9 protein-coding genes, 1 tRNA gene and 1 pseudogene are annotated in these 13,767 nt (G+C 48.7%); 8 read left to right on the forward strand and 3 right to left on the reverse strand.

Annotated elements, in window-relative coordinates:
* Positions 1 to 12: 12 nt before the first annotated feature.
* On the reverse strand, positions 13 to 4,083 hold the full coding sequence (locus tag K6L24_RS08225) for an NACHT domain-containing protein (protein WP_222682163.1): 4,071 nt from the start codon (positions 4,081 to 4,083) through the stop codon (positions 13 to 15).
* A gap of 424 nt (positions 4,084 to 4,507) precedes the next feature.
* Here K6L24_RS08225 and K6L24_RS08230 point away from each other — a divergent pair, with 424 nt between their 5' ends.
* The gene (locus tag K6L24_RS08230; protein WP_222682164.1) at positions 4,508 to 5,068 is read left to right on the forward strand and encodes a hypothetical protein; all 561 of its coding nucleotides are present in this window, start codon (positions 4,508 to 4,510) and stop codon (positions 5,066 to 5,068) included.
* Between the two features lie 39 nt (positions 5,069 to 5,107).
* Positions 5,108 to 5,398, forward strand: coding sequence for a hypothetical protein (locus tag K6L24_RS08235; protein WP_223564350.1), 291 nt, complete (start codon positions 5,108 to 5,110; stop codon positions 5,396 to 5,398).
* A 220-nt stretch (positions 5,399 to 5,618) separates the two neighbouring features.
* Here the strand turns inward: K6L24_RS08235 and K6L24_RS08240 are convergent, their stop codons facing one another.
* On the reverse strand, positions 5,619 to 6,869 hold the full coding sequence (locus tag K6L24_RS08240) for an MFS transporter (RefSeq protein ID WP_222682165.1): 1,251 nt from the start codon (positions 6,867 to 6,869) through the stop codon (positions 5,619 to 5,621).
* 251 nt (positions 6,870 to 7,120) lie between these two features.
* Here K6L24_RS08240 and K6L24_RS22295 point away from each other — a divergent pair.
* Positions 7,121 to 7,207 (forward strand): annotated as a pseudogene (locus K6L24_RS22295) (hypothetical protein); the annotation flags it as partial.
* Positions 7,208 to 7,278: 71 nt separating this feature from the next.
* Here K6L24_RS22295 and K6L24_RS08245 read toward each other — a convergent pair.
* Positions 7,279 to 7,354, reverse strand: a tRNA-Asn gene (locus K6L24_RS08245).
* A 512-nt stretch (positions 7,355 to 7,866) separates the two neighbouring features.
* Between K6L24_RS08245 and K6L24_RS08250 the strand changes: the two genes are divergently transcribed.
* The 5 genes from K6L24_RS08250 (at position 7,867) to cbl (ending at position 13,696) form a co-directional block, all read left to right on the forward strand.
* A complete protein-coding gene (locus tag K6L24_RS08250) occupies positions 7,867 to 8,790 on the forward strand; it encodes a sugar ABC transporter substrate-binding protein (RefSeq protein ID WP_118665712.1) in 924 nt (307 codons plus the stop codon).
* 33 nt (positions 8,791 to 8,823) lie between these two features.
* Entirely contained in the window at positions 8,824 to 10,308 is a 1,485-nt protein-coding gene (locus K6L24_RS08255; RefSeq protein ID WP_222682166.1) for a sugar ABC transporter ATP-binding protein, read from the forward strand.
* A gap of 19 nt (positions 10,309 to 10,327) precedes the next feature.
* Complete coding sequence (locus K6L24_RS08260; protein WP_062742693.1) at positions 10,328 to 11,359, forward strand: ABC transporter permease; 1,032 nt, start codon at positions 10,328 to 10,330, stop codon at positions 11,357 to 11,359.
* 312 nt (positions 11,360 to 11,671) lie between these two features.
* Positions 11,672 to 12,589 (forward strand): nitrogen assimilation transcriptional regulator NAC, encoded by a 918-nt coding sequence (nac, locus tag K6L24_RS08265; protein ID WP_062743082.1) that lies wholly within the window; start codon positions 11,672 to 11,674, stop codon positions 12,587 to 12,589.
* Between the two features lie 150 nt (positions 12,590 to 12,739).
* Complete coding sequence (cbl, locus tag K6L24_RS08270; RefSeq protein ID WP_062742692.1) at positions 12,740 to 13,696, forward strand: HTH-type transcriptional regulator Cbl; 957 nt, start codon at positions 12,740 to 12,742, stop codon at positions 13,694 to 13,696.
* The last annotated feature ends 71 nt before the right edge of the window (positions 13,697 to 13,767 follow it).

Here is a 13,767-nt window from a genome sequence, read left to right on the forward strand (position 1 = left end):
GATTCACTTTCCTTACTTAGATGATTTGTGCGTTACAACAGTCGAATTAGCCTCACCTGATACGTCAATTACTATCGCAGACAGGCGGTCTCGCTTAACCATTGGCACAGCTTCATTAAGAATCTCCTCCATTGTCGTGCCGTTTACTGGGGGTGGCGTGTCTTTCGCCGGGCGAGGGATAGCGTTTGGTCGAGAAGCACCAAACCAGAAGACCAGATAGATGCCGTAGCCTGCGGCATCGGGATTGGTAGTATAAAGTTGGTCCAGCTGCTCGTTAAGCGCGCTCCAGACGTCGCGGTGATAATCACGCTTTATCTCAATGGGGATCTTTATTCCTGGAAGTGAGATGATGATATCAGCCCTTTTACCCGAAACCATGTGGCCTTCAGGCTCACAGGTTATTTGTAACGGATGGAGTCGTGCTCTAAGCAGCTCCAGAAAAAAATTCCGACAGCTCTCTTCAGGCTTAGGCACTAAAATTTGACCATTGCCATTCTCATTCCAGAACTGTTTATAAATATCGGTATTTTCAAAAGTAATTCGGTTAGCGATATCCCGCAAATGATCTAACAATAGCGCATAGAGATCCATTACATTAGCTGGGGACTGATTTTTCAGCGTATTCAACGCTTGCTTCCAGTTAGTGTGTTGAAACTGTGATTCCCGATACCGCACCTTCTGGTTGCTTTGAGCGTGCAAGAGATAATCCCGATAACTTGTACATTCTGGTAGTAATAATAAACGTTTAAATACTTCACCAGCATCGTATGAGGAAAAAGAAGATACGTCATCAATCAATCTTTTGATAAAATCAGCATACTCCCAATTGTTTGCTGAGTTAGAGTCGTTACTTGCAACTCGATCTGCATTAGGAAAATGAGTAGCAGAGACAGTGATGATCGCTTCCAATTGTGTTAGTGATAAACGCTGCTCACTACTCCCACGGCCTCTTTTCGCCTTACCAGATAGTTGACGAATAATCGCTATCATTTCCGGCGCGGATTTTGATTCAGATGAAAATAGATCCTGACACTGGTCTGGAGCGAATAAATAAGCATATACCAGCCAGATTTGATAACTTGTCTTATTAAGTTTTGAGGGTTGCGCTATCATCAACTCAGATAGCTGCAACAACTCTGCATGACTTTCAGGATACGCTAACAACCACTCAACCAGGTTTTGTAAATGGAGAACATCATCAGGGTGCTCTTTAGCTAGTCTCATAACTAAAGGGACGGCATATTCGATTCGAATGCAGGTATCATTTAACAGATAGTTAAGTGCACGGATATCTTGCAGCTGATTATTCATGCAGAAATTGATAATGTGGTAATAGGTTTTGATGAAAAATGCTGTTTTGTAAAGTATTACATCCTTTTTCCACGGTAATGAATAATTACTTATAACATTATTGTCTTTAGTGAAAAGTGCTAATATCACATCCAGCGCCAATAGCGTTGTTAACAAATCTTCGTTCCATTGTGTAACATCAGGATTTTTTTTAAATAACTCATCGCTTCCTGCCAGTACCGCATACCACCATTCGTAATACTCCCTCTTCAACAAAGCACAATTCACCTCGTCAATTGTGGGCAGATCTGAACGATTTAAAATCGCTAAAAGACCGGATATCGAATCAGTGACGTTTTCGGCACCTAATATGTCTGCACAGCGCTGCACTGGCGTCAATTTGTCATCAACATCGCTGTATTTAGAATAGTAAATATAGGAAATATGTTTGAGCCACTCCAAATGTTGGCCCGACACAATTTCTTGACGACATAACTCAAAATTGAGTCTATCTTCACAACGAACCTTTTCCTGTTTTTTCTTATTTTCTATTCGGCTGAGGTTCTGCTTTATTCGCCAATCGTCAATTTCGCAGATGATGGAAGTGTCAAACACAGTAAGTAACTGCTCATTTGAATGGCAATACGCAGAAAGTAAATCAAACGTATCTTTGGGGGGCGTGTCACAACGATAAAGAGTTGCAAATGCAAGTCGATAAATACATTCGACTTTTTCTGAATCACTTTGGGCATGGGATAAATAGTGGATAAAACGAGCCAGCAAAAGCTCATCAGGAACAAGATGGAAGGTGCTTGCAGAAAATTCATGTAAGAACAAGTATCGAGTATCATAGCGTGTAAATGAGATAATGGCGGCGTCTATAATATCTTCATATTGCCAGCTACGATTTTTTATCTCTTGAACGATAGATTTCTGCACATTATCATAACTGCGATAGCGGTGATTATGGGAGTAGCTATAGAACACTTTTAGGCACAACCATATCTGAGATGCGCTGTAACCACTCTTCTTGCTTAGTATCTGCAATAATCCAGCTTCCAGAAAATGTACAATCTCAGAGTGATTTTTAGCTGAAGAATACCAGTCATTACTGTGAGCGGTGTGGTACCGATCGAGATGCTCAAAGATAGCGAGCAGATCAGCTGTCGGTACAATATCATTCAGTCGCCATAATGATCCTATCGGTAATCGTTCGTTGGTTATATTTAATGTATCAACCAGCAATTGTGCTATATCCTGCGGTGCAAAGTAATCTTGATAGAGCAACTGAATAATATGGTTACGCAACCGAATGCTATCGTGATTTTTGTCTTTTAATTCCGCAAAAAAGCGTACCGAAGATTTCTGACCTGACACTCCAAAATGGATTAATGCCGTTATTGCTTCCTCTTTTTCCGCATACGAGGAATCCTTCGATTTTGCAATATTAATTAAGTCATCACTCAGTGCGACTATCGGTGTTGTTACCGATAAGGATTCCAAAACGATCATACGCAGAGAAAATGACGAATGAGGATCACGGACTATCTGTCGCAACAGAGTTTCCATTTCTACTGTCACAAAGCCATTCAGATATGAATTGAGACCGTGATTTCTAAACCAGGGATCACGTTCTGAAAGTTTTGACAACGCCACCAGTAAATTTTGTTTTTCCACTGTCGGTAATGAAGCTGCATCGCCATAGGTCAGAACGCCGTAAGGATCAGCTTCAATGAAGACTGGGGCGTATTGTGGTAAAAAGACCGCTAGCCATGCGTGTAAACCTCTCAATTCTGAAGACGGATATCCCTCAAATCCCAGCATACTTCTCAAACGTCCCATGGGTAGCCCTTTGTCAACGATCCCGGCTAACCATTTTGCCGCTAAATACTCAGCAATTGTCCTGTGGCTGTACCCAACAGTCTCAAGCTCATCTTCGGCAGAAAAAACCCGCCTCGATAACGCCGCTCTAATTATTTCATGTGAGTAGAACGAGATGGTTCTGTAACTGGGGTATTCTGGTCGGATATCGTTCGGAAGCAGAGAAACCCCGGAAACATCACTCAATATGCACAACGCGCAAATTGATCCAGCAGGATACTCTAATTCGTCGCAGGTATAACTTCCTGAAGTTAGCCGCGTATGCTCTTGGCTATGTTCAGTTAAAAGGAACTGTGTCGCAGAGTGGAAAAGTTCAGACCTTGTACGGGGCCAATTTCCTTTTTTAACTGCTTCAGCCAGCATTAGCAGATTTTGTGGGTTGTAAAGAAATTCGCTGGCGGCATGTTTTTCTGCTTCAGCCAGAAACGCTTCAGGGTGTTCTACACCATTAGCTTGTAGAATCACAGTCTGCTCTTCTTTTGAGAGCGACTGCAAATGTAAAACAACATAGCCTCCCGTCTGCTCAAAATAGGGTAAAAATGCTGACAAGTCTGATTCGCCTAACCAATCCTGAGAGCGACAAGAAATTCTGACATTTTGTGGAGCTTGGGAAAAAAGCCTACGGACGATGTCATCTACAACATCACTACTGCTACTGGCACTCCTTTTCTCATCTAATGCATCGATGAATAACGTTTTCTGATTATCAATCGGAACGCCACTTAAAAAATGACGTACTGTCAGATATTTTGCCTCTTGTAATGTCGCAAACTGTTTGAAGAGGTGTGTTTTTCCAGCACCAGGATCACCCAGCAGAACAATGTTCGGAAAGTGAGAATAATCACTAAATACCACCGTTTGGGTATCTTTATCCTGTTGAGGATAGATTTGCCTGACTTGCCTGTTTAGCATTCTATAGGCTCCTGAGTATCTATTTTTGTTCTACCAAATTTGCACGGCAGTTTTTACTCCAAATTTACCATAGACTTTCAGCCGATACAGTAAACCATCTAACGCACCATGGTTGCTATGATGTCACGTTTTGGTTTACATGACAGACTCATAGTGAGCAGAACTGGCTGCTTGGACGTCGAGTGGTGATACCATTCAAACATTGATGGAATCCGGGATGACGCTGGCTCCGTTGCATGGGCTGCATGTCGTTCATAGCAGACGACTTGTCCCACTCCGCCAGGTGCCAGGAGCGGAAGTTGCTTACATCGGAATGTACTAATCTGCGGGGGCTGGTCAGTGCAATATGGCAACATACGGTGCTGTCGTGACATTAGCTTGTAAAGTAGTATGAGTTCTTCTCCTGTCACACTTTGGATGCTCAATGACATTACAAGCGACCTATGTTGAACAAAATATGTCCGGTGATGAAACGGAAGTTTTATCAATCATCGACGTCAATCCTTTTGGCACTAATGGAGAAATGGATCGGCGACTGCTAATCAGTAAGGACGCTGAGCCCATTCTGATTTTACAATTGTATGTACGTGTAGATGAGGACGGTTGGCTGATTTCCAGCGCCTTTTCTGAGTTTCTTCTGAATGAATCCCACGTGGCGATCATTTGTGGCGATCACTTATATGTTTTTGACATGGCCACACACTCGTTCAGAAGCCATCGACTAGGTGATTACGTCGCCCATATTTATTCAGTCCCTGACATCCACTCTGACAGGTTACAGGGCCGGATTCTGGTTACCACTTACGCCCATGTTTTTCTGATTGATATACTAGTGGGCATTCTCTGGAAATCGATTCGGTGCGCCATTGATGGCGTGATCATTACATCTATAGAGAATGAGACGGTGCTTGGCCTGGGAGAGTGGGATCCGCCAGGAGGCTGGGAACCCTTTAAGCTCGATCTCAAAACGGGTATCCCGATTTGAAAAAGGGTCTACCCTCACAGTCATTGCTAGGAGGGGATATTGCTAACATTGGAATATCTTAAATTATGGGGAGCAGTTCATGGAAGCAATATTATGAAGCATGAGCTATGGACAAACGAAGGTGGTTTGGATTTGTTTTGTCTTGCTGGTCCACGGGGAGACTCTGCTCGTAAAATGCTGGAGCCGGACTACAGATTAGTGTGGATATGTGACGCAGATTCCCACTTTGAAGCGATGAAAGAATATTACGCGTTCCGTAACTGGGGAGAATATCAAACTGATTTTCCTGCACAGGATAGTAAGACTTACAAAGAATTGGGATGGGAGTAAAAAGCACAACATTTATATAATCGTCGCTCGGTATTCTAATAGCTCCGTGACGTCCGCTCCTCGCTCACAGCGGACCTTCCGATTCGTTAGCTCATCCGCTGTGTGCCAAAAACGGAGATTTAAGCGTTCAGGGAAGACTAATCCCTTAGGAATTTTCCATCGTTTTATCTGGTCGCAAGCAATAATTTACATTTCAGATTTTTTAATTTTTTGAATATTGTCATGAGGAGCTCGTGGCCTTTTTCGAAGTCACCTGAGAGAAATTGTCGAGCTGTCTAATCCCAGGGACCAGGCAGGTTGCTAAAGTTGCTATCACTACTGCTATCGCTGAAACCAGAAGCACATTACTACTACCATAATGAATTGCCAGCGGCCCAGCGACCAGTTCACCTAAGGGAATAGCCACAAACGAACCTACAGCGTCATAGGCGTACACGCGAGCCAATTTTTCCTGAGGAATATGAGTTTGTAGTGAATGAGCCCAGGAGACTCCGAATAGACCGAACGTTACGCCAGCAATAAAAAAAGCTGCAATAAGCCACGTTGCAGAAGCAGGTTGACTAAGCATAAAAATGGGCACTGAGCATAATGCTACTAGCATTACACCAATAAAAAGATCGCGTCGTGGACGCCATCTTAGGGCGAAGAACGAACCTGTCATAAGGCCAACGCTTTGCGCAGCAACCATAATTCCCCAATTAGCTCGCCCAAAAGAAGCATCAGCAATCACAGGGCCAAGTACCATCATTACGCCACTAAATGCTGCATTGATAATGGTGAATTGGACCACAATTGCCCATACCCAAGCTCGGCTTGTGAATTCGTCCCATCCTTCTTTTAAGTCCTGCAGGATATTACCTGATGGTGGGCATGCTTTGATTGATGTAATACGAATTAAGAAATAAAGCGGTGCAGAGGCTGCGAAACCTACCGCATCAATTGCCAGTCCCCAACCGGGTCCGACAGAACTGATTAGGATCCCACCAAGCGAAGTGCCGATAATCGTACCGCCATAAATACCAAGCTGAATTAATGCATTCGCTGCTCGCAAATTCTGCACTGGAACAGTTTGGGGGACCAGCGCTGAGGATGCAGGTAACGCGATGCCAGCTGCTGCTCCATTCAACGTTCCTAGTAATGCCAGACTCATCACAGTTGCTGAACCGTCCAACACTGACCATGCGACAATAGCTTGTGAAACTGCCGCAATAACAGAAGAGGATACCAATACCTGGTTACGAGAGTAGCGGTCCGCTAATACGCCCCCGATCAACAAGAATAAAACGTTAAAGATGGAGCGGGACGCAACAACGAGACCTAAATCAGATACCGAACCGCCAATATCAAGCACTGCGAACGCTAATGCAATCGGTGCAATACCATTGCCCAGAACGGTAAGAAGGCGAGCAGCAAACAGATAACGAAAAGGACTGAAGTGGAAAACGCTAACTTTTTTAGTAAATGTTTTCATTATGAAAATGGCTTCTGGATAAGAGGATTTATTTTAGAACGCCTGTATTTTGCTAATACTTTAGCATGATCTGATTGTTACACTGCATTATGTCGTTTAGGTAAGCAGAGAAATAACTTCCGCTCCTCACTCCTCAAGGACATTGGCCTGCATGTCAGTCCGCCTCGTGCCAAGAGCTGACTTCGCGAACATCACGACACGTTAAGGAAAGATATCTAAAATCACGTAGCCGGGTTTTACGGGATGTTGACAAAACACTGAAGAACGACAAAAGCTATATTTTCAAGGCCGCCAGCGCGGCGTCCAAAGCGCATCGTTATGTGATGGATAAAATCTGAGTCTGTTAGCGATTTATAATCACATAAAGCAAAAAGCCCGCTCAGGTTTCCCTGAGCGGGCTTTTCTAATTTGGCTCCTCTGACTGGACTCGAACCAGTGACATACGGATTAACAGTCCGCCGTTCTACCGACTGAACTACAGAGGAATCGTGTGAACGGGGCGCATGTTAACGGCGTGTCTGCGAAATGTCAAAGCCCGAATTGACCCCTGCGGTGCGTTTGCTGGCAAAAGCAGCAGGATGCGGGTTTTTTATCTTGATTGGACAATCTTCAATCTCTGCGCCAGATCTCACTTTGTTGTCTTTCGCTGGCCGATGTTAGAGGTGTGTCAAATTTTTGTTATTTGCTGATTTTAAAACATGCGTTTCGATGCTTTCATGATGAAAGTTTCAATTGACGTTATTATGAAACAAAAAAACTGCTCTGCGGCAACGCAGGTGGGGATGACAGAAAGAGAAACAGCAGAATGGCATTTAACTTACTGTTTTTAAATTTAAAATAAGCACCCGATACCCAGTAAAAAGAGCGATAGTTTTACCCAAAATAGTTACCTCCTACACTTTAATAACGCCGTGGGTGAGGTGAGGTGAATGTAAAAGAAATTTTTCATTCGCAGGATCCGACACCTTCGCATGCTAATGATAAAAAGGGCCTGGACATGAACGTGAAAAAAACAATTTTAGCGTCACTGTTAGTCTGCATGTTACCCGTTACCAGCTTTGCCAAAGACCTGCAGGTAGGCGTCTCTATGGCACTGTTTGATGACAACTTCTTAACGATTGTCCGTAACTCCATTACTAACGAAATGAAAACGGAAAACGTGAAAGGCCAAATTGAAGACGCCAAAGGTGACGTCGCACAGCAGCTGCAACAGGTTCAGAACTTTATCGGGCAGGGCGTTGACGCCATCATTATCAACCCGGTGGATACCAATGCGGTAAAACCGATTGTTGATCTGACCAGCAAAGCCGGCATCCCGCTGGTGTTTGTTAACCGTAAACCGGCAACCGAACTGACCGGCAAAATGGCCTATGTGGGTTCCGACTCCGAACTGGCGGGTCGCCTGCAGATGGAAGCCCTGGCAAAACGTATGGACTACAAAGGTAACGTTGCCATCCTGCTGGGTGACCTGGCAAACGAAGCTACCCGCGACCGTACTAAAGGTGTTGAAGCGGTAGTGGCGAAGTACCCAGGCCTGAAAGTGGTACAGAAACAGACCGCGAAATTTACCCGTAATGACGCGGTAGACGTGGTGAGCAACTGGATGACCGCCGGCGATGATATCCAGGCCATCGCGTCAAACAACGACGAAATGGCTATCGGTGCCCTGCAGGCGTTGGGGAAAAACGATCAGAAAATCCTGATCGCGGGCGTGGATGGTACACCGGACGCGCTGCAGATGATTAAAAACGGAAAAATGGTCGCTACTGTCTTCCAGGACGCGAAAGGTCAGGGTGCCGGTGCCGTACAGACAGCCGTGAAACTGGCGAAAGGTGAGCAGGTGCAGAAAAACGTCTTTATCCCTTATCAGCTGATTACCAAAGATAACTACACCAACTTCACCAGTAAAAACCTGAAATAACTTTCGCTGAACTCGTAGTACGGAGGGTGTTAAATGACCGCATATGCGCTTGAAGCCGAAGGCATCAGCAAGTTTTTCCCGGGCGTGAAGGCGTTAAGCAACGTCTCATTCCGTATCAAGCCGGGAACGGTGCATGCTCTGATGGGTGAGAATGGCGCAGGTAAATCCACGTTAATGAAGTGCCTCATCGGGATTTATCGTCCCGATGAGGGACAAATTCGCATTAAAGGACAACCTGTGCAGTTTACCGATACGCTGGACGCGCTGCGTTCAGGTATTTCCATGATTCACCAGGAGCTTAATCTGGTACCGCATATGACGGTCGCCGAAAATATCTGGCTGGGTCGCGAGCCGATGAGGCTCGGCTTTGTTGACCACGGTAAATTAAACCGTTTAACCCGGGACCTGCTGACTAAGCTGAATATTCGTCTGCGTCCTGAGCAAATGGTGGGCGATCTCAGCATCGCCTCCCAGCAGATGGTGGAGATCGCCAAGGCGGTTTCCTGGAACTCCGATATCGTGATTATGGATGAACCGACCTCGGCACTGACGGAAACCGAAGTGGCGCATCTGTTCACCATCATTCGCGACCTGCGGTCGCAGGGTAAAGCCATCATCTATATCAGTCACAAAATGGATGAGATCTTTGCCATTACCGATGAAGTCAGCGTGTTCCGTGACGGCACCTGGGTGGCCAGCAACGAAACGGCGAGCTACACCCGCCAGTCGCTGATCACCCAGATGGTGGGGCGTGAACTGACCCAGCTGTTCCCGAAAACGGACAGTAATATCGGTGAAGACGTTCTGACGGTGCGTAACCTGACGCGTAAGGGTGTGTTCCACGACGTGAGCTTTAACGTTCGTCGCGGGGAGATCCTTGGGGTGGCGGGTCTGGTGGGTGCCGGACGCAGTGAGGTGATGGAAAGTCTGTTTGGCATGACCTCCATCGACAGTGGCGAGATCCTGATTGAGGGTGTACCGACCACGATTGACTCACCAGCCAGCGCCATTGAAAAGGGGCTGGCGTTCCTGACCGAAGACCGTAAAAAGTCAGGCCTGTTCCTGGTGCTGTCGGTCATGGAAAACATGAGTATCGTCAAAATGACGGACTACAGCGCCAATGGCGGGTTCGTTAATCATGGCAACATGGCCAAAGACTGTCTGGAACAGATCAAGCGTCTGAATATCAAGACGCCGACCATGGACCAGATCATCAATAACCTTAGCGGCGGTAACCAGCAGAAGGTACTGATTGCCCGCTGGCTGCTGGCCCAACCGAAAATCCTTATCCTTGATGAACCTACCCGTGGTATCGACGTCGGCGCAAAGGCGGAAATCTACCGTCTGATCAGCGAACTGGCGAGCCGTGGCGTCGCCATCATTATGGTCTCCTCAGAACTGCCGGAAATTATCGGTATGAGTGACCGCGTGATGGTCATGCACGGGGGACGTATTACCGGCATCCTCAATAAAGAAGAAGCCGACCAGGAAACCATATTGTCGTTGGCGTCCGAGTAAGGGCGTAAGGTAAACAAACATGAGTGATGTGAAAATGACAACGCAACAGTCCGCTGAAACCCCGTCGTTCTTCAGCAACCTGAAAGGCAAACTGCCTAAAGATACCGGTATTTTCGTGGTCATGGTCGGCATCGCGCTGATTTTTGAAGCCTTCGGCTGGTATGTCCGCGATCAGTCATTCCTGATGAACCCGAACCGCCTGGTGCTGATCGTGCTGCAGGTCGCTATCATCGGTATTATCGCCGTGGGCGTGACCCAAGTGATCATCACCACGGGCATCGACCTGTCATCCGGGTCAGTGATAGCACTGACGGCGGTGGTGGCGGCCAGCCTGGCGCAAACCTCTGAAAGCCTGTCACCGATGTTTCCTTCGCTGGTCGACATGCCTGCCGTGCTGCCCATCGGGGCGGGGATCGGGGTCGGTATTCTGTGCGGTATCGTTAACGGCGTATTGATTACCAAAACCGGCATTCCTCCCTTTATCGCCACGCTGGGGATGATGGTGTCGGCACGCGGTCTGGCACAGTACTACACCCAGGGTAACCCGATCAGCTTCCTCTCCGACGGCTTCACCGCCATCGGGCAGGGCGCAATGCCGGTGATCATCTTCCTGGTGGTGGCGGTGATCTTCCATATCGCACTGAAACACACCCGCTACGGGAAGTACGTTTACGCCATCGGCGGCAACATGGTGTCGGCGAAAGTCTCCGGTATCAACGTTAATAAATACCTGATCATCGTCTATACCATTGCGGGCGGGCTGTCCGGCCTGGCAGGTGTGGTACTGGCAGCGCGCGTCAGCAGCGGTCAGTCAAGCATGGGTCTGGGCTACGAGCTGGATGCGATTGCCGCAGCGGTGATCGGCGGCTCCAGCCTGATGGGTGGCGTCGGGCGCATTACCGGTACGCTGATTGGTGCGGTGATCCTCGGCCTGATTAAAAGCGGCTTCACCTTTGTTGGTGTTGACGCCTACATTCAGGACATCATCAAAGGGATGATTATTGTCGCAGCGGTCTCGATTGATATGTACCGCAACCGCAGCAAGCGTTAATCCCCCTGTCGGGGCTGACCGAAGTACGGGTCAGCCCCCGACAACAAAGCCTGCACACCCTCAACGCATATTCTGCACCATCCCTGTGCAATAGCCGGAAAGGGATCTGACCTGTCAGATATTCCACGCCCTTATTATTCCTGCGTCCGTAATCAGATTCTCTTATTTTACGGCCTGTTAGCCTGCATCCCGCCTGCCTTGTCGCCTTTAGGATAAATCTGGCACGTCCCTTGCAAAACCTGTTCTGTCAGAATGAAAACTTATTATAACGGCCAGCATCGCTGGCACCCGGGGAACCGTGACGGAGGCAACATGAATTTAAGACGACTGAAGTATTTCGTGAAAATCGTCGATATTGGCAGCCTGACGCAGGCGGCAGAAGTGCTGCATATTGCACAGCCGGCTCTCAGCCAGCAGGTGGCGACGCTGGAAAATGAACTTGACCAGCAGCTGCTGATCCGCACCAAACGCGGCGTGACGCCGACCGACGCGGGCAAAATCCTCTATTCCCACGCCCGCACTATCCTTCGGCAGTGCGAGCAGGCCCAGTCGGCGGTCATTAATGCCGGGCAGGCGCTGTCAGGCCAGGTTTCTATCGGGCTGGCACCGGGAACGGCGGCGTCGTCACTGACCATGCCGCTGCTGCAAACCGTGCGTGAGCAGTTTCCCGACGTGCTGGTTTACCTGCATGAGAACAGCGGCGCGCTGTTAAACGAAAAAGTGATGAATGGCCAGCTGGATATGGCGGTGCTGTACGATCGCTCCCCGGCCGCCGGTATCACCAGCATTCCGCTGATGAAAGAAGAACTTTATCTGGTTGGAGCCAGCACCTGCCCGGGTCAGAGCGTCGACCTGACCGACGTCGCCGGGATGAACCTGTTCCTGCCGCGTGACTACAGCGCCGTGCGCAAGCGCGTTGATGAGGCTTTCTCCCTGCGTCGCCTCAGTGCCCGCATTATCGGTGAGATTGAATCCATCGCCACGCTCACCGCCGCGGTATCCAGTGGCATGGGCGCGACAGTACTGCCGGAGTCGGCCGCCCGCGCGCTGGTCAACGCCACCGATGCGTGGATGGCACGTATTACCAGCCCGACGCTGAACCTGCCGCTGTCGCTGAATATTTCTGCCAGAGGCCCGCTGTCACCTTCCGCTCAGGCGGTAAAAAATATTTTGCTGTCACTGCTCAACACCCCCGTAGCGGAAGATCGCGAGCTGATGCTGGTCAGCTAATTTCCCCTCTTGTGCCGGGCGCGCCATCGCGCGCCTCACTTTTATCCCTTATCGCTAAAAAGCATATAAAACCTCTTTTTATTATTTGTTGCTATCAATGTGCATCCTTAACATGAAGGAAACCAACAGATAACAGAGGGAGGAGCGCGCGTGAATTTTCAGCAACTTAAAATCATCAAGGAAGCAGCACGCTGCGAGTTTAATCTTACCGAAGTGGCCAATGCGCTGTTTACCTCCCAGTCCGGCGTCAGCCGCCATATTCGCGATCTGGAAGATGAACTCGGGGTCGAGATCTTTATCCGCCGGGGAAAACGCCTGCTGGGCATGACCGAACCCGGCAAAGCGCTACTGACCATTGCCGAACGCATTCTCGATGAAGCGGGTAAAGTGCGTCGCCTGGCGGACGTCTTTACCAACGAATCCAGCGGCGTGCTGACCATCGCCACCACCCACACTCAGGCGCGTTACAGCCTGCCGAGAGTGATTAAAGCCTTCCGTGCGCTGTATCCCAACGTGCGCCTTGAGCTGAATCAGGGGTCGCCGCAGGAGATTGTTTCCATGCTGGTGGCGGGCGAAGCGGATATCGGCATTGCCAGTGAGCAGGTGGTGAATAACCCGGCGCTGGCCGCTTTCCCGTGGTTCAGCTGGCATCATGCGCTGCTGGTGCCGAAGGGGCACGATCTGGAACAGCAGCAGCCGCTGACGCTGGCGGCCCTCAGCCGCTATCCGCTGATCACCTACCGTCAGGGGATCACCGGGCGGTCGAAGGTCGATCGTGCCTTCCATGCTGCCAGCCTGCAGCCGGATATCGTGCTCAGTGCGCAGGATTCTGACGTGGTGAAAACTTACGTTGAGCTGGGCCTGGGCGTCGGGGTGCTGGCCGATCAGGCCTGCCAGCTGGATGAACATTCCCCGCTGACGCGGCTGGAGGCCCGCCATCTGTTCGAGTCCAATACCGTCTGGCTGGGGCTGAAGCGCGGTCAGCTACAGCGTAATTTTGTCTGGCAGTTCCTTGAGCTCTGCAATGCCAACCTGTCGCTGGAAGAGATTAAACGCCAGGCACTGTCGCTGAACGATGAAGAGCCGGTGATCGACTTCCAGATCTGAGCCTGACATGGCGTCCGGTGCAGCTATATACTGACACGCGTGCGTCTTCCGCCTTATTCGTTAACGGCATA

Origin of the sequence: Erwinia persicina (assembly GCF_019844095.1) — a bacterium.
GTDB classification, from domain to species: domain Bacteria; phylum Pseudomonadota; class Gammaproteobacteria; order Enterobacterales; family Enterobacteriaceae; genus Erwinia; species Erwinia persicina.

Coding starts and splice junctions, on each gene's coding strand:
- K6L24_RS08255 (WP_222682166.1), top strand. CDS start 8,824: ATGACCGCATATGCGCTTGAAGCCGAAGGCATCAGCAAGTTTTTCCCG.
- K6L24_RS08240 (WP_222682165.1), bottom strand. CDS start 6,869: ATGAAAACATTTACTAAAAAAGTTAGCGTTTTCCACTTCAGTCCTTTT.
- K6L24_RS08260 (WP_062742693.1), top strand. CDS start 10,328: ATGAGTGATGTGAAAATGACAACGCAACAGTCCGCTGAAACCCCGTCG.
- K6L24_RS08225 (WP_222682163.1), bottom strand. CDS start 4,083: ATGCTAAACAGGCAAGTCAGGCAAATCTATCCTCAACAGGATAAAGAT.
- nac (WP_062743082.1), top strand. CDS start 11,672: ATGAATTTAAGACGACTGAAGTATTTCGTGAAAATCGTCGATATTGGC.
- K6L24_RS08230 (WP_222682164.1), top strand. CDS start 4,508: ATGACATTACAAGCGACCTATGTTGAACAAAATATGTCCGGTGATGAA.
- K6L24_RS08250 (WP_118665712.1), top strand. CDS start 7,867: ATGAACGTGAAAAAAACAATTTTAGCGTCACTGTTAGTCTGCATGTTA.